General features: G+C 69.4%; 15 protein-coding genes. 11 read left to right on the forward strand and 4 right to left on the reverse strand.

The annotated features are described in order from the left end of the window. Positions 1-224: 224 nt before the first annotated feature. Together ABZ898_RS15370 and ABZ898_RS15375 are read left to right on the forward strand one after the other, a co-directional pair. A complete protein-coding gene (locus ABZ898_RS15370) occupies positions 225-1,829 on the forward strand; it encodes an ABC transporter substrate-binding protein (protein WP_361657930.1) in 1,605 nt (534 codons plus the stop codon). Between the two features lie 63 nt (positions 1,830-1,892). Next, the gene (locus tag ABZ898_RS15375) at positions 1,893-3,473 is read left to right on the forward strand and encodes an ABC transporter substrate-binding protein (protein WP_361657933.1); all 1,581 of its coding nucleotides are present in this window, start codon (positions 1,893-1,895) and stop codon (positions 3,471-3,473) included. Between the two features lie 83 nt (positions 3,474-3,556). Here ABZ898_RS15375 and ABZ898_RS15380 read toward each other — a convergent pair whose 3' ends face one another. Both ABZ898_RS15380 and ABZ898_RS15385 read right to left on the reverse strand, forming a co-directional pair. Beyond that, positions 3,557-4,228, reverse strand: coding sequence for a response regulator transcription factor (locus ABZ898_RS15380; protein ID WP_361657936.1), 672 nt, complete (start codon positions 4,226-4,228; stop codon positions 3,557-3,559). Between the two features lie 14 nt (positions 4,229-4,242). After that, complete coding sequence (locus ABZ898_RS15385; RefSeq protein WP_361657938.1) at positions 4,243-5,049, reverse strand: PD-(D/E)XK nuclease family protein; 807 nt, start codon at positions 5,047-5,049, stop codon at positions 4,243-4,245. Between the two features lie 288 nt (positions 5,050-5,337). Between ABZ898_RS15385 and ABZ898_RS15390 the strand changes: the two genes are divergently transcribed. The 3 genes from ABZ898_RS15390 to ABZ898_RS15400 all read left to right on the forward strand — a co-directional run bounded on the left by ABZ898_RS15390 (position 5,338) and on the right by ABZ898_RS15400 (position 8,473). Continuing rightward, positions 5,338-6,723: a site-2 protease family protein gene (locus tag ABZ898_RS15390; RefSeq protein WP_361657941.1), complete on the forward strand. Its 1,386-nt coding sequence runs from the start codon at positions 5,338-5,340 to the stop codon at positions 6,721-6,723. 64 nt (positions 6,724-6,787) lie between these two features. Continuing rightward, complete coding sequence (locus ABZ898_RS15395; protein WP_030812697.1) at positions 6,788-7,690, forward strand: tRNA (adenine-N1)-methyltransferase; 903 nt, start codon at positions 6,788-6,790, stop codon at positions 7,688-7,690. Between the two features lie 195 nt (positions 7,691-7,885). Then, positions 7,886-8,473 carry a hypothetical protein gene (locus tag ABZ898_RS15400; protein ID WP_361657944.1) on the forward strand — a complete coding sequence of 196 codons (588 nt, stop codon included), beginning with the start codon at positions 7,886-7,888 and terminating at the stop codon, positions 8,471-8,473. Positions 8,474-8,542: 69 nt separating this feature from the next. On the opposite strand, the gene ABZ898_RS15405 is transcribed toward ABZ898_RS15400, so the two are convergent. Continuing rightward, complete coding sequence (locus tag ABZ898_RS15405) at positions 8,543-8,845, reverse strand: ferredoxin (protein ID WP_361657946.1); 303 nt, start codon at positions 8,843-8,845, stop codon at positions 8,543-8,545. Between the two features lie 510 nt (positions 8,846-9,355). On the opposite strand from ABZ898_RS15405, the gene arc reads away from it, so the two are divergent. The 6 genes from arc (at position 9,356) to prcA (ending at position 15,342) form a co-directional block, all read left to right on the forward strand. After that, positions 9,356-11,122, forward strand: coding sequence for a proteasome ATPase (arc, locus tag ABZ898_RS15410; protein ID WP_361657948.1), 1,767 nt, complete (start codon positions 9,356-9,358; stop codon positions 11,120-11,122). A gap of 234 nt (positions 11,123-11,356) precedes the next feature. Further along, positions 11,357-12,868 carry a depupylase/deamidase Dop gene (dop, locus tag ABZ898_RS15415; RefSeq protein ID WP_361657951.1) on the forward strand — a complete coding sequence of 504 codons (1,512 nt, stop codon included), beginning with the start codon at positions 11,357-11,359 and terminating at the stop codon, positions 12,866-12,868. A 167-nt stretch (positions 12,869-13,035) separates the two neighbouring features. Beyond that, the gene (locus ABZ898_RS15420) at positions 13,036-13,254 is read left to right on the forward strand and encodes a ubiquitin-like protein Pup (protein WP_188339892.1); all 219 of its coding nucleotides are present in this window, start codon (positions 13,036-13,038) and stop codon (positions 13,252-13,254) included. A 186-nt stretch (positions 13,255-13,440) separates the two neighbouring features. After that, entirely contained in the window at positions 13,441-13,698 is a 258-nt protein-coding gene (locus ABZ898_RS15425; protein WP_361657955.1) for an endonuclease VII domain-containing protein, read from the forward strand. Beyond that, positions 13,650-14,495, forward strand: a complete 846-nt coding sequence (gene prcB, locus ABZ898_RS15430) for a proteasome subunit beta (RefSeq protein WP_361657958.1) — start codon at positions 13,650-13,652, stop codon at positions 14,493-14,495. Before ABZ898_RS15425 ends, prcB begins: the two co-directional genes overlap by 49 nt. A gap of 64 nt (positions 14,496-14,559) precedes the next feature. Next, complete coding sequence (gene prcA, locus ABZ898_RS15435; RefSeq protein WP_361657961.1) at positions 14,560-15,342, forward strand: proteasome subunit alpha; 783 nt, start codon at positions 14,560-14,562, stop codon at positions 15,340-15,342. A 94-nt stretch (positions 15,343-15,436) separates the two neighbouring features. Here prcA and ABZ898_RS15440 read toward each other — a convergent pair whose 3' ends face one another. Then, the gene (locus tag ABZ898_RS15440; RefSeq protein ID WP_361657964.1) at positions 15,437-16,453 is read right to left on the reverse strand and encodes a LacI family DNA-binding transcriptional regulator; all 1,017 of its coding nucleotides are present in this window, start codon (positions 16,451-16,453) and stop codon (positions 15,437-15,439) included. Between the last annotated feature and the right edge of the window lie 127 nt (positions 16,454-16,580).

The raw sequence follows: 16,580 nt of genomic DNA on the forward strand, positions 1-16,580 counted from the left end.
TGTCCGCATTGATGAACCGTTGTACGAATCCTGTCGCTGTCGGTTTTTCGGTGCGTCCGCACCCGGTTTCACTCCGTGATGAACCCTCAACTCGGGCGGCCTCGAACCGCGCTGCGGGCGCGGACTAATGTCGACGCGACAACATCGCAGCAACCCCCGTGATCCGCCGCGCCACCCTCGCTTGCCGGGTTCACGGAATCGAACAGCTCTGGAGAAAGTCCCGCATGAACCGCAAGACTCTGGTGCTGCCGGCAGTGGCCGGCCTGCTCACGCCGGTTCTCGCCGCGTGTGGCGGAACCGACAGTGGGGCCAAGAACGGCGACCCCATCGTCGTCGGCACCACGGACCGGTTCACGGCCACGAGCGACGCTCCCGCGCCCCTGGACCCCGCCTACGCCTACGACGTCGGCACCTGGAACATCCTGCGCCAGACGGTGCAGACCCTGATGACCCAGCCCAAGGGTGAGGGCAGCCCCGTCCCGGAGGCCGCCGAGAGCTGCAGCTTCACCGACACCGGCAACGAGCGCTACGCCTGCAAGCTGCGCAGCGGACTGAAGTTCGCCAGCGGCGAGCCCGTCACCGCCGCCGACGTGAAGTTCTCGATCGACCGCGCGCTCAAGCTCCAGGCCGACAGCGGTGTGGCGGCCCTGCTGAACACCGTAGACACCGTCGAGACGCAGGGCGACCGCGAGGTCATCTTCCACCTGAAGACCGCCGACGCCACCTTCCCGTTCAAGCTGTCCACCCCGGTCGCGGGCATCGTCAGCCCCAAGACGTACTCCAAGGACAAGCTGCGCGACGGCTTCGAGGTCGACGGCTCCGGCCCGTACACCTTCAAGGCCGAGGTCAAGGGCGACGCCATGGTCAGCGGCGTCTTCACCAAGAACCCCTCGTACAAGGGGAGTTCCACGGTGAACAACGACAAGGTGGAGATCCGCTCCTTCGACGACGCCGACGCCATGGGTGCCGCCATCGACCGCGGCGACATCGACGTCATGAGCCGCACCATGTCGCCCGGCCAGATCCAGAAGCTCGACGGCGGCGCCGACTCCAACGCCGACCTGGTCGACATGCCGGGTCTGGAGATCCGCTACCTCGCCTTCAACACCGACGCGCCGACCGTCAAGGACAAGGCCGTCCGCCAGGCCATGGCCCAGGTCATCAACCGCGGCGAGCTGATCTCCAAGGTCTACGGCACCCAGGCCGAGCCGCTGTACTCCCTGGTGCCCGCCACCCTCGCCGGCCACTCCAACTCGTTCTTCAACAAGTACGGCGACCCCAGCTCCGCCAAGGCCAAGGCGCTGCTCGCCAAGGCCGGCGTCACCGCCCCGGTCAAGCTGACCCTGCACTACACCACCGACCACTACGGCTCCGCCACCAAGCAGGAGTTCGAGGTCCTGCAGAAGCAGCTCAACGACAGCGGAGTCTTCGACGTCACCATCCAGGGCCACCCCTGGGCCACCTTCCGCCCCGCGGAGCAGAAGGGCCGCTACGACGTCTACGGCATGGGCTGGTTCCCCGACTTCCCCGACGCCGACAACTTCCTCGCGCCCTTCCTCGACAAGGACAACTTCCTCAACTCGCCTTACAGCAACAGCGAGATCGAGCGGAGCCTGATCCCCGAGTCCCGCCGCGAGGCGAACCGGATCGACGCCGACAAGATCCTCACCGACATCCAGGACACCGTCGCCGAGGACGTCCCCGTGCTGCCGCTGTGGCAGGGCAAGCAGTACGTCGCCGCGCGGGACGACATCACGGGCACCTCGTACGCCCTGAACTCCTCCTCGACGCTTCAGCTGTGGGAGCTCGGCCGTGGTGTGAGCGGCTGACGTCTCCCGTACCCGGAGCCGCGACGGCGGCTCCGGGCCACGAACCGACGACAAGGCACTGCTGTGAACATGCGCAACCAGTGGCCGGTCCTGCCCGTGGTGGCGGGGCTGGCCTGCGGCCTGTTGACCGGCTGCGGCTCCGAGACCGGCGACGCCGAGGGCACCGGCCAGGCGATGGTGATGGGGATGTCCGACGACGTCCTGGCCACCGACCCGGCATCCGGCTACGACCCAGGCTCCTGGCTGCTGTTCAACAACGTCTTCCAGTCGCTTCTCAGCTTCCCCAACGGCGGCACCCAGCCCGAGCCGGAGCTCGCCAGGTCCTGCTCGTTCCGTGACACCCGGGCCACCGTCTTCAAGTGCGAGCTGAAGGACGACCTGAAGTTCAGCAACGGCGACTCCCTCACCTCCGAGGACGTCAAGTTCTCCTTCGACCGCCTGCTGAAGATCAACGACCCCGCCGGTCCGGCTGTCATGTTCCCGACGCTGGAGCAGGTCGAGACGCCCGACGAGAAGACCGTCGTCTTCCGCCTCAACGCCCCCGACGCGACCTTCCCCAGCAAGATCGCCTCCGGCGCCGGCTCCATCGTCGACCACCGCCAGTACGACGCCGGCCGGCTGCGCACCGACAAGAAGGCCATCGGTTCCGGCCCCTACAAGCTCGACTCCTTCGACAAGGGCCAGGCCGTCTTCTCGGTCAACTCGCACTACCAGGGCACCGCCGACATCAAGAACAACGGCGTCACCCTCAAGTTCTTCCACGGCGACCAGAAGGCCCTGAAGACCGCCCTCCTCGGCGGCGACATCGACCTCGCCTACCGCGGCCTCAGCGCCCGCGACATCACCGACATCGACAGCCAGGAAGGCACCAAGGGCATCGAGGTCATCGAGGGCAGCAGCGCCGAGGTCCAGCACCTCGTCTTCAACATGAAGGACCCCGTCGCCGGAAAGCTCGGCGTCCGCAAGGCCATCGCCCACCTGCTCGACCGCGACGCCCTCATCCACAACGTCTACCAGGGCACCGCCACCCCGCTGTACTCGATCATCCCGGCCGGCATCATCGGCCACAACACCGCCTTCTTCGACACCTACGGCGCCCGCCCCTCCAAGGCCAAGGCCGCCCAGGCCCTGCGCGCCGACGGCATCACGGGCAAGGTCAAGCTGACCCTCTGGTCCACCCCCGCACGCTACGGCCCCGCCACCGACGCCGAACTGCGCGCCGTCGCCGACCAGCTCAACGCCAGCGGCCTCTTCGAAGCCGACGTCCAGTCCGTCGCCTTCGGCCAGTACGAGAAGGACATCGCCGACGGCAAGTACGGCGTCTACGTCAAGGGCTGGGTGCCCGACTACCCCGACGCCGACAACTTCACCGCCCCCTTCTTCGGCAAGGGCAACGTCCTCGCCAACCACTACGACAACACCCGCCTCACCGGCACCCTGCTCCCCGCCACCGCCGCCCAGAGCAACCGCGCCGCCACCGACAGGGACTTCGGCCAGCTCCAGGACATCGTCGCCGACGAACTGCCCCTGCTGCCCGTCTGGCAGGCCAAGCAGTACGCCGTCGTCCGCGACGGCGTCTACGGCCTCGAATACTGCCTCGACGCCTCCACCGTGTTCCGCTTCTGGGAACTCAGCAAGAGCTGACCCCGCCCGGACACACCCGCCCGCACAACACCGAGGGCGCCCCTCCCACCAGGAAGGGGCGCCCTCGGCCGTACCAGGACCCGCTACTGCGCGCCCGGCCGCACCAGACCGCTCTCGTACGCGTACACCGCCGCCTGCACCCGGTCCCGCAGACCCAGCTTCGTCAGCACATGCCCCACATGCGTCTTCACCGTCGTCTCCGACACGAACAGATCCGCCGCGATCTCCGCGTTCGACAACCCCCGCGCCACCAGCTTCAGCACCTCCACCTCACGGTCCGTCAGCGTGTGCAGCGTGCTCGGCGCCGGCTCCTCACCCGACGGCAGATGCGTCGCGTACTTGTCCAGCAGCCGCCGCGTGATGCTCGGCGCCAGCATCGCCTCACCCGCCGCCACCACCCGGATCGCCTGCACCAGCTCGTCCGCCGGAGCGTCCTTCAGCAGGAACCCGCTCGCCCCCGCCCGGAGCGCCTCCACCACGTACTCGTCCAGATCGAATGTCGTCAGCACCAGCACCTTTGCCGGACCGTCCCGCTCCGGACCCGTGATCTGCCGCGTCGCCTCCACCCCGTCCATCCGCGGCATACGGATGTCCATCAGCACCACATCCGGCTGCAGCGCACGCACCTGATCGAGCGCCTGAAGACCGTCACCTGCCTCACCGACGACCGCGATGTCCTGCTCCGCCTCCAGAATCATCCGGAACCCGGTACGCAACAGCGGCTGGTCATCGACCAAAAGGACGCGGATGGCCACGTGACACTCCTTCGCTAGACCGGGCCCATTGTGCCCTCGCCACCGGCACCCGACTCCGCCGCCCTCACCGCCAGCGGATACGGCGGGGGAGTCCCCCCGAACTCCGGACACACCGCCTGGTGATCGCACCAGCCGCACAGCTTCGTCGGCCGCGGCCGCCACACCCCCGTCTCCGTCGCCTCCCGGATCGCCGCCCACAACGCCAGCAGCTTGCGCTCCACCCGCTCCAGATCCGCCGGCACCGGGTCGTACGTCAGCACGTCACCACTGCCGAGATACACGAGCTGCAGCCGCCGCGGCACCACCCGCTTCAGCCGCCACACCACCAGCGCGTAGAACTTCATCTGGAACAGCGCGTCCTCCGCGTACTCCGGCCGCGGCGCCTTGCCCGTCTTGTAGTCGACGATGCGCACCTCACCCGTCGGCGCCACATCCACCCGGTCGATGATCCCGCGCAGCCGCAGCCCCGAATCCAGCTCCGTCTCCACGAACAGCTCACGCTCGGCCGGCTCCAGCCGCGTCGGGTCCTCCAGCGAGAACCAGCGCTCCACGAGCCGCTCCGCCTCACCCAGCCAGCGCGCCAGCCGCTCACCCTCCGGATCGCCCTCGAACAGCTCCGCGACCTCCGGACGGCTCTCCCGCAACCGGTCCCACTGCGCCGGGACCAACGACTTCGCCCGCGGCGCCGTACGCTCCCGCGCCGGCGCGTCGAACAACCGCTCCAGCACCGCGTGCACCAGCGTGCCCCGCGTCGCCGCCTCGCTCGGCTTCTCCGGCAACCGGTCGATCACCCGGAACCGGTACAGCAGCGGACACCGCATGAAATCACTCGCCCGCGACGGAGACAGCGACGAAGGCGCCACGACGGCCCGCACGACACCCTCCGCGCCGCCCTCGCCGGCCCGAACGCCCTCAGGACCCCTGTCCTCACCACTGCTCTCCATGACCCAAGACCATACGGCCCGGCACCGACAGTCACCCAGCCCCGCACCCCCGCCCCGCGGACACCAGGGTGCCGAAGCGGACCACGCCACCCGGGCCGCATACCATCGAGGCGAGACCCCTTCCGCCCAGTCACGCGCGGAAGACGCTTCGAACGAGGGGACAGCGTGGACGTGAGCGGCGGGAACGGGCAGCCGCGGCCGGACGAGAACCACCCGGCCGAGCACCCCCCAGTGCCTCCGACCCCGAACCCGGAACACGACCCCGAACACAGCCCCGGACAGGGCCGGGACACCCCCGACCGGCCCGGACCCGCCGACACCGCGGACCGCGCCGACCACGAACACCGCTCCCTCGCCCACGCCGGGATCGCCCGCACCGACCCGCCCCCCGAGCGCCCCAAGGAACCCGGCGGCGGCATCCTCATGGGCCGCCCCTTCGGCGTACCCGTCTACGTCGCCCCCAGCTGGTTCCTCGTCGCCGCCCTCATCACCTGGGTCTTCGGCGGCCAGCTCGACCGCGTCCTGCCCGAACTCGGCGCCCTGCGCTACCTCGTCTCCCTCTTCTTCGCGGTCGCCTTCTACGCCTCCGTACTGGTCCACGAACTCGCCCACACCATCGCCGCGCTCCGCTTCAAACTCCCCGTCCGCCGCATCCAGCTCCAGTTCTTCGGCGGCGTCTCCGAGATCGAGAAGGAAGCCGAGACACCCGGCCGCGAATTCGTCCTCGCCTTCGTCGGCCCCCTGCTCTCCCTCGTCCTCGCCGGACTCTTCTACCTCGCCCTCAAACCCGTGACGCCCGGCACCGTCCCCGGCGTCCTCCTCGCCGGACTGATGATCTCCAACCTGATCGTCGCCGTCTTCAACCTCCTGCCCGGCCTCCCCCTCGACGGCGGACGCATGCTCCGCGCCGTCGTCTGGAAGATCACCGGCAAGCCCATGACCGGCACCGTCGCCGCCGCCTGGGTCGGCCGCGCCCTCGCCGTCTCCGTCCTCATCGGACTGCCCCTGCTCAACCAGTCCGGCGCCCTCGGCGGCGACCAGGACATCAGCGGCATGGACACCGTCACCGACGCCCTGCTCGCCGCCATCCTCGCCGCCATCATCTGGACCGGCGCCGGAAACAGCCTCCGCATGGCCCGCCTGCGCGAACACCTCCCCGACCTCCGCGCCCGCACCCTCACCCGCCGCGCCGTCCCCGTCCAGACCGACACCCCCCTGTCCGAAGGACTGCGCCGCGCCAACGCCGCCGGAGCCCGCGCCCTCGTCGTCGTCGACGCCGACGGCACCCCCCTCTCCCTCGTCCGCGAAGCCGCCATCGTCGGCGTCCCCGAACACCGCCGCCCCTGGGTCGCCGTCAGCGAACTCGCCCAGGACCTCACCGACGGCATGCGCGTCTCCGCCGAACTCTCCGGCGAGGAACTCCTCGACACCCTCCGCGCCACCCCCGCCACCGAGTACCTCGTCATCGAGAACACCGGCGAGATCTACGGCGTCCTCTCCGCGGCGGACGTCGAACGCGCCTTCGTCAAGGCCATGGCACGGCCCTCCTGACGGCAGCCCTGACGGCAGCGGCACCGTGGTCGGCGCCCCCCTCCGCTGCCGGTAGGCTGGTCACATGTCCGAACCGACCGGTGCCGCCCGCAGGCGCGGGCCCTTCAAGGTCGGGGACCAGGTTCAGCTGACCGACCCCAAGGGCCGCCACTACACGTTCACGCTCGAAGCCGGGAAGAACTTCCACACCCACAAGGGCTCCTTCCCGCACGACGAGCTGATCGGCGCACCCGAGGGCAGCGTTGTCCGCACCACCGGAAACGTCGCCTACCTCGCGCTGCGCCCCCTGCTCCCCGACTACGTCCTGTCCATGCCCCGCGGCGCCGCCGTGGTCTACCCCAAGGACGCGGGGCAGATCCTGGCCTTCGCCGACATCTTCCCCGGCGCACGCGTCGTCGAAGCGGGCGTGGGCTCCGGCTCCCTGAGCAGCTTCCTGCTGCGCGCCATCGGCGACCAGGGCATGCTGCACTCCTACGAGCGCCGCGAGGACTTCGCCGAGATCGCCAAGCAGAACGTCGAGCGCTACTTCGGCGGCGAACACCCCGCCTGGCAGCTCACCGTCGGCGACCTCCAGGACAACCTGTCCGACACCGACGTCGACCGCGTCATCCTCGACATGCTCGCCCCCTGGGAATGCCTCGAGGCCGTCTCCAAGGCACTCGTCCCCGGCGGCATCCTCTGCGCCTACGTCGCCACCACCACCCAGCTCGCCCGGACCGTCGAGTCCATCCGCGAGATCGGCTGCTTCAACGAGCCGACCGCCTGGGAGACGATGATCCGCAACTGGCACATCGAGGGCCTCGCCGTCCGCCCCGACCACCGCATGATCGGCCACACCGGCTTCCTCCTCACCGCCCGCCGCCTGGCCGACGGCGTCGAGCCGCCCATGCGCCGCCGCCGCCCCGCCAAGGGCGCCTACGGCGAGGACTACGCCGGCCCCAACGCCGACGGCGGCGCCGGTCGCTGACCCGCACCCACCCGGCACTCCACGAAGGCGCCGTGCCCCGTACCCGCAGCCGCGGGAACCCGGGCACGGCGCCCTCGCGTTCCCCCGCCACACCTCCGCCGAATCCGCACCCGCCCCGCCGTTCCCACCCACCGTGACGTGTGACACCATGCTGGCCACCCCTTCACCGGCACAGCCCCACAGGAGACCCTCCTAGTGCAGCAATCCGCCGTCCCGGAGCTCGCCCGCACGGACACCCGGCCCATCCACTGGGTCGCCACGGCCACCGCGGTCGCCGGCGTGATCGCACTGTCCTCCCTCGTACAGCCCGGCCCGGCCACCGCGGCCCAGCCCTCCGGCACCACCGAGGCCAGGCCCGCCCCCGCGCCCGTCGCCACCACCCCGCCCGGCACCACCGGCGTCCGCTTCCCCCTGGACTGCGGCCCCGTCAAAGCCGTCGTCGCCCACCAGGCCGACGGCGACCTCGACGGCGACGGCAAACCCGAGACCGTCGCCGTCGTCCACTGCGACGCCCCCATGGGCACCCCGCCCGACGCCGTCTACGTCCTCACCCGCAACGCCACCGACGGCAGCCCCCGCGTCGTCGCCACCCTCGTCCAGCCGGCCGACCGCCTCACCGTCACCGACCTCGGCCTCGACGCCCGCACCGTCACCGCCACCTTGCTCGGCTACTCCTCCGACGACGTACCGAGCTGCTGCCCCGACGTACGCAAGCCCGCCGCCTGGAAGTGGAACGGCCACGCCTTCCTGCGCTCCACCCCCGCCGACACCCGGGGCGTCTGACCCCACAACGCACAAGACGCGCGCATGCGGTCGCACGCGCGCGTCATCGCAGGGAACCGCCGGCCGGACTCAGTCCGCCTCGGGCCCGTACACCTCGACCTTGTCCGAAACACGGCGCACATGGATGCACGCCCCCGGGCACTCCTTCGCCGAGTCCACGACATCCGTGAGCAGCGGCAGCGGCACCGGCGTCGTCGCCCCCACGTCCTGCAGCAGCTCGTCGCCGGCGTCCTTCACATAGGCCAGCCCGTCGATGTCCAGCTCGAACACCTCCGGCGCGTACTGGACGCAGATCCCGTCGCCGGTACACAGGTCCTGGTCGATCCAGACCTCCAGCGCCTCGCCGTCCGGGGCCTCCTGCTGCACGCTCATCTCTCCTGACCTCGGTTCGCCGGACGGACCCGCCCGGCGGCTGTCGAACAACCACGACCCTACCTCCGCCGCCCGCTTTCCCGCCGTGTGCGAAGCGGTGGGGGGTTCCTCCCACCCCTCGACGGCACCTTCAGGACGCCGCCCGCTCAGGAGGACGGCCGACGGGGGAGAGGCCGCCGACGATCACATCCGGCCACCCCGGACCCCGCACCACCCGGCCCGCCCCGTCGCTCAGTGTGATGACCGTACGAACCCCCTCCACCCCGCCCCGGAACCGCCCGGACACCCCGCTGAGGACAACTCCGGCCACTCCTGGAGGGTCTTGACACCCACCGACCCGGAACAAGCGGCTTCCGCATCACGTTCAGTGGGTATCCCCTCCGTGCGAGAGGGAGCGCACCGGGTGACCGACGACACACCTTGACAGTCTTTGTGATCTAGGGGTTTCAATCGACACCCACCCAGGTAGGGTCTGGAAGCGTCCAGCTCCCCTTGGAGGAGGTGAGGACCGTGGCAGCCCACGACGACGACATGAACCGCGGCATCCGCCCGGGACGAGGGTCCGACGACCCGGCCGGGCAGATCGCCTATCTTGAGCAGGAGATCGCCGTCCTGCGCCGCAAGCTCGCCGACTCTCCGCGGCACACGAGGATTCTCGAGGAGCGGATCGTCGAGCTGCAGACCAACCTGGCCGGCGTCTCCGCGCAGAACGAGCGCCTGGCCAACACACTCCGCGAGGCCCGCGACCAGATCGTGGCCCTCAAGGAGGAAGTCGACCGGCTCGCCCAGCCGCCGGCCGGCTTCGGAGCCTTCCTGCAGGCCAACGAGGACGGCACTGCCGACATCTTCACCGGCGGCCGCAAGCTCCGCGTCAACGTCAGCCCGAGCGTCGAACTCGACAACCTCAGGCGCGGCCAGGAAGTCATGCTCAACGAGGCGCTCAACGTGGTCGAGGCCATGGAGTACGAGAGCGTCGGCGACATCGTCACCCTCAAGGAGATCCTCGAGGACGGCGAACGCGCCCTGGTGCTCGGACACACCGACGAGGAACGCGTGGTCCGGCTCGCCGAACCGCTCAGGGGCATCACCATCCGCCCCGGCGACGCCCTCCTCCTCGAACCCCGCTCCGGCTACGTCTACGAGGTCGTCCCCAAGAGCGAGGTCGAAGAACTCGTCCTCGAAGAAGTCCCCGACATCGGCTACGAACAGATCGGCGGACTCGGCGGCCAGATCGAGGCCATCCGCGACGCCGTCGAACTCCCTTACCTCTACCCCGACCTCTTCAAGGAGCACGAGCTGCGGCCGCCCAAGGGCGTCCTCCTCTACGGCCCCCCCGGATGCGGTAAGACCCTGATCGCCAAGGCCGTCGCCAACTCGCTCGCCAAGAAGGTCGCGGAAGTGACCGGAGTGGCCGCGGGCAAGAGCTTCTTCCTCAACATCAAGGGCCCCGAGCTGCTCAACAAGTACGTCGGTGAGACCGAGCGGCAGATCCGCCTCGTCTTCCAGCGTGCCCGTGAGAAGGCCAGCGAGGGCACCCCCGTCATCGTCTTCTTCGACGAGATGGAATCCCTCTTCCGCACCCGCGGCTCCGGCGTCAGCTCCGACGTCGAGAACACCATCGTCCCGCAGCTCCTCGCGGAGATCGACGGTGTCGAGGGCCTGCAGAACGTGGTCGTGATCGGTGCCTCCAACCGCGAGGACATGATCGACCCCGCCATCCTGCGGCCCGGCCGGCTCGATGTGAAGATCAAGATCGAGCGTCCCGACGCCGAGGCGGCCAAGGACATCTTCGGCAAGTACCTCACCGAGCGCCTCCCGCTGCACTCCGACGACCTCGGCGAGCACGGCGGCGACAAGGAGATCACTGTCCAGAGCATGATCCAGACGGCGGTCGAGCAGATGTACGCGGAATCCGAGGAGAACCGCTTCCTGGAAGTCACCTACGCCAACGGTGACAAGGAAGTCCTCTACTTCAAGGACTTCAACTCCGGCGCCATGATCGAGAACATCGTGGGCCGGGCCAAGAAGATGGCGATCAAGGACTTCCTCGACAAGAGCCAGAAGGGTCTCCGCGTCTCCCACCTCCTCCAGGCCTGCGTGGACGAGTTCAAGGAGAACGAGGACCTGCCCAACACCACCAACCCCGACGACTGGGCCCGGATCTCCGGAAAGAAGGGCGAGCGGATCGTCTACATCCGCACCCTCATCACCGGAAAGCAGGGCGCGGACACCGGACGGTCCATCGACACGGTGGCGAACACCGGTCAGTACCTGTAAAAGGCGGAGCGGCTGCGGATGCCCGCCTCGGGCATCCGCAGCCGCTCGCTTTTTCAGGCCACGACCGGAGCAGTCAATGACGCAAATGATCTCCCCACCAGTGCAAAGGCGTTCTAGGCTCTTTCCTACCGCCGAGTCGCGCAGTGCGGGGACGGGCACCGCACACGCACCGGAGCGCCAGCGGTACGCGAGCGGCATCCAAGACAGAGGGTGCCGCCGGGCAAGGAGGGCCGCATGACCGTACGGCGAGTAATGGGCATCGAGACGGAGTACGGCATCTCCGTCCCCGGCCACCCCAACGCCAATGCCATGCTCACCTCGTCCCAGATCGTCAACGCCTACGCGGCGGCGATGCACCGGGCCCGACGGGCCCGCTGGGACTTCGAGGAGGAGAACCCGCTGCGCGACGCGCGAGGCTTCGACCTCGCACGCGAGGCCGCCGACTCCAGCCAGCTCACCGACGAGGACATCGGCCTCGCCAACGTCATCCTCACCAACGGCGCCCGGCTCTACGTCGACCACGCCCACCCCGAATACAGCGCCCCCGAGGTCACCAACCCGCGTGACGCCGTCCTGTGGGACAAGGCCGGCGAGCGCATCATGGCCGAGGCCGCCGAACGCGCCGCCGCGCTGCCCGGAGCCCAGCCCATCCACCTCTACAAGAACAACACCGACAACAAGGGCGCCTCCTACGGCACGCACGAGAACTACCTGATGAAGCGGGAGACCGCCTTCTCGGACATCGTGCGCCACCTGACGCCCTTCTTCGTCTCCCGGCAGGTCTTCGCGGGCGCCGGCCGCGTCGGCATCGGGCAGGACGGCCACGAACACGGCTTCCAGCTCAGCCAGCGCGCCGACTACTTCGAGGTCGAGGTGGGACTGGAGACCACCCTCAAACGGCCCATCATCAACACCCGCGACGAACCGCACGCCGACGCCGAGAAGTACCGCCGCCTGCACGTGATCATCGGCGACGCCAACCTCTCGGAGATCTCCACCTACCTCAAGCTGGGCACCACCGCACTGGTCCTGTCCATGATCGAGGACAACTTCATCGCGGTGGACCTCGCCGTGGACCAGCCCGTACGCACTCTCCACCAGGTCTCCCACGACCCCTCCCTCAAGCACCTCGTCACGCTCCGCAGCGGCCGCACGCTCACCGCCGTGCAGCTGCAGATGGAGTACTTCGAGCTGGCCCGCAAGTACGTCGAGGAGCGCTACGGTGCCGACGCCGACGACCAGACAAGGGACGTCCTCGTCCGCTGGGAGGACACCCTCACCCGGCTGGAGCGGGACCCCATGAGCCTGGCCGCGGAACTCGACTGGGTCGCCAAGCGGCAGCTCATGGAGGGCTACCGGCGCCGTGACGACCTCGACTGGGACGCGCCGCGGCTGCACCTGGTCGACCTCCAGTACGCCGACGTACGCCCCGAGAAGGGCCTCTACAACCGTCTGGTCGACAAGGGCCGCATGAAGCGGCTGCTGGACGAGTCGGAGGTCGAGCGGGCGCGTACGAAGCCGCCGGAGGACACCCGGGCCTATTTCCGGGGCCGGTGCCTGGAGCAGTACGCGGACGACGTCGCCGCGGCCTCCTGGGACTCGGTCATCTTCGACCTCCCGGGGCGGGACTCGCTCCAGCGGGTGCCAACCCTGGAACCGCTTCGCGGAACGCGAAATCACGTCAAGGAGCTGCTGGACCGGTGCCGGACGGCGGACGAGCTGGTCAGGGTGCTCTCCGGTAATTGAAACCCCTGTCCGGCGCATTGATTCGGCTCCCTTCGCAGGGTGGAAAACCCGGCGTCAGGGAATCATCGAGATGGCCCCCGTACGTTCCCGGAACTACGGGGCCGATGTCGGACCCGGCTTGTAGGGTCTGATCATCACCGAACGGCGAACTGAGCGGGGTGAGGGTTATGGCGACCAAGGACACCGGCGGCGGCCAGCAGAAGGCCACACGCTCCACCGAAGAGGTCGAGGAGCAGACCCAGGAAGCACAGGGCTCCGAGGACCTCAAGGAACGACAGGAAAAGCTGAGCGACGACGTCGACTCGGTCCTGGACGAAATCGATGATGTGCTCGAGGAGAACGCCGAGGACTTCGTACGAAGCTTCGTTCAGAAGGGCGGGCAGTAAGCCGATTCGGCCTTCGAATCGAAGGTGCGGGGGTGTAAGTGAGGAGTGCGGAGGTGAAGCGCTGCTCGCGGTGCAATGCCACAAAGCCGCGGGCGGCGTTCGCCAGTAACAAGTCGGCTCGTGACGGCTTGCAAAGCTTGCCGGGCTGCCAAGGGGCGCGCACATCATCTGAAGCGGAACTACGGCATGACCGAGGCCGAGCGCGACGCCATGGTCGCCGCGCAGCGCGGGCTCTGTGTGATCTGTCTGAATGCCCCGGCCGCACATGTGGATCACTGCCACAAGACGGGTAGGGTCCGTGGCGTACTGTGCTTCAACTGCAATTCGGCCATCGGCAAGCTGGGGGACGATCCCGAGGCCGTACGCCGGGCCGCCGCCTATCTGGAAGGAAACTCGTGGAAGCCAATACTCGTGGCACCGGGCGTCTACCAGCTGCCTTCCTGACGCCTGGGTCGTCCTCCTTCATGGACTTCCTGTCGGACCACCAGCCGGAGCTGCTGCCGGGCAAGCGGACGCTGCCGCCGGTGCAGGGTGTGATCGAGGCCCCGCACGGCACGACGATCGTGGCCGTCACCTTCCCCGGAGGCGTCGTTCTGGCCGGTGACCGCCGGGCCACCATGGGCAACGTCATCGCCCAGCGGGACATCGAGAAGGTGTTCCCGGCGGACGAGCACTCGGCGGTGGGCATCGCCGGCACGGCGGGTCTGGCCGTGGAGATGGTGAAGCTCTTCCAGCTGGAGCTGGAGCACTTCGAGAAGGTCGAAGGCGCGCAGCTCTCCCTGGAGGGCAAGGCGAACCGTCTGTCGACGATGATCCGCTCCAACCTCGGCATGGCCATGCAGGGCCTGGCCGTGGTGCCGCTGTTCGCGGGGTACGACCTGGACCGCGAGAAGGGCCGCATCTTCTCGTACGACGTGACGGGCGGCCGTAGCGAGGAGCACAACTACGCGGCGACGGGTTCGGGCTCGGTGTTCGCGCGCGGTGCGATGAAGAAGCTGTTCCGGGACGACCTGAGCGAGGACGAGGCCACCACGCTGGTGGTGCAGGCGCTGTACGACGCGGCAGACGACGACTCGGCGACCGGTGGTCCCGACGTCGCCCGCCGGATCTATCCGATCATCACGGTGATCACCGACGAGGGTTTCCGCAGGCTGACCGAGCAGGAGGCGTCGGAGCTGTCCCGCGCGGTGCTCCAGCGGCGGCTGGAGGAGCCGGACGGTCCGCGGGCCGCCCTGCTCTGAGCGGGCGTCCTGTCTTCGCAGTGAGGTGATCCCAGTGACCATGACAGAAAGGGACGGATAACCGGTGTCGACGCCGTTCTATGTCTCACCCCAGCAGGCCATGGCGGACCGCGCCGAGTACGCCCGCAAGGGCATCGCGCGCGGTCGCAGCCTGGCGGTCATGCAGTACGCCGACGGGATCGTGTTCGTCGGCGAGAACCCGTCCCGTGCGCTGCACAAGTTCAGCGAGATCTACGACCGGATCGGTTTCGCGGCCGCCGGCAAGTACAACGAGTACGAGAACCTGCGCATCGGCGGTGTGCGGTACGCGGACCTGCGGGGTTACACCTACGACCGGGACGACGTGACCGCGCGCGGCCTGGCGAACGTGTACGCGCAGACGCTGGGCACGATCTTCTCCTCGGCGGCCGAGAAGCCGTACGAGGTGGAGCTGGTGGTGGCGGAGGTCGGTGAGACGCCGGAGGGCGACCAGATCTACCGGCTGCCGCACGACGGTTCCATCGTGGACGAGCACGGTTCGGTGGCGGTCGGCGGCAACTCCGAGCAGATCAGCACGTTCCTGGACCAGCGGCACCGGGACGGGATGAGCCTGGCGGAGGCGCTGAAGCTCGCGGTGCAGGCGCTGTCGCGGGACACCAACGGCGGCGAGCGGGAGATCCCGGCGGAGCGTCTGGAGGTGGCGGTGCTGGACCGGACGCGGCCGCAGAAGCGGAAGTTCAAGCGGATCGTGGGCGGTCAGCTCTCGCGGTTGCTGGCGGCGAACGGTGCCGCGACCGAGGCGGAGAGCGCGGAGGACCCGGACGACCCGGACGGCGCCTCGGGGGCGTCGGGCTCCGGGAAGGAGTGAGGCGCGTCCCGCGTGGTGTGGTTCAGGTGCCCTCGGCCGGTCTCCGGTCGGGGGCACCTGCCGTTGTGGGCCTGTTGCGGGCCCGTGGAGGGGTCTAGGAGGGCCGTGGAGGGGCCGTGGAGGCTCGCGTGACGAGGTGGACGGGGATGTCCCCGTGTTCCGGCTCGCGGCCGTCCAGGACGGCGAGGAGGGCTTGCATGCCGCGTTCGCCGAAGAGTTCGGCGTCGAGGCGGACGGTGGTGAGTTCGGGGTCGAGGGCGGTGGCGAGGGCGAGGTCGTCGAGGCCGGTGACGGAGATGTCGTCGGGGATGCGCAGGCCGAGGCGGCGGGCGGCCTTGTAGGCGCCGGCGGCGAGCTTGTCGTCGTCGCAGACGATGGCGGTGGGGCGGGGTCCCGGCGTGCTGAGGGCGGCTTCGGCGGCGGCGCGGGCGGCGTCGATGGTGATGGGCGCGCGGGCGGTGGTGAGCCGGGTGCCGGGGGTGGCGGCGAGGCGGTCGGCGAGTTCGCGGGCGCGGATCTGGAAGGTCCAGGAGGGCACGTCGGCGGCGAGGTGCAGGACGTGGCGGTGGCCGAGGCCGAGGAGGTGGTCGGTGACCTGGCGGACGCCGTCGGTGATGTCGAGGTTGACGGTGGCGGCGCCGAGGCTGCCGGCGGGGTCGCTGTCGAGCATGACGAGGGGGAGCTGGTCGCCGCTGATGGCGGTGAGGGCGTCGGCGGCCATGGAGGAGGCGATGACGCCGTCGAGGGCGGCCTGGGCGCTGGCGAAGGGGTCGCGGGCGGGGCCGACGCCTTCGGGGGAGGGGTAGAGCACGACGCCGAAGCCGTGTTCGGCGGCGACGCGGGCGGCTCCGGTGTAGACGCCGGCGAAGAACTCGGTGGTGAGGGCGGGGACGACGAGCAGGACGGTGCGGGTGTGGCCGAGGCGGAGGTTGCGGGCGGCGAGGTTGGGGCGGTAGCCGAGGTCGGTGGCGGCCTGGCGTACGCGCCGGGCGGTGGTCTCGGAGACGCGGCCGCGCCATTTGTCGCCGAGGACGAGGGAGACGGCGGCCTGGCTGACTCCCGCCTCGCGGGCGACGTCACGGCTGGTCGGGCGCGTGCTGCTGCGTGCCACCGCGGTCGTGCTCCTCTGGGTGCTGGGTGCTGTGTGGACGGTCGGACAGCGCACATGGTACGTATGAAAGCGTTAGTTATACGTAACACTTCGGGGACATCGCGCGACGGCGGTCGGGGGTGCCGGA

Source organism: Streptomyces sp. NPDC046860 (genome assembly GCF_040645115.1).
Lineage (GTDB): Bacteria > Actinomycetota > Actinomycetes > Streptomycetales > Streptomycetaceae > Streptomyces.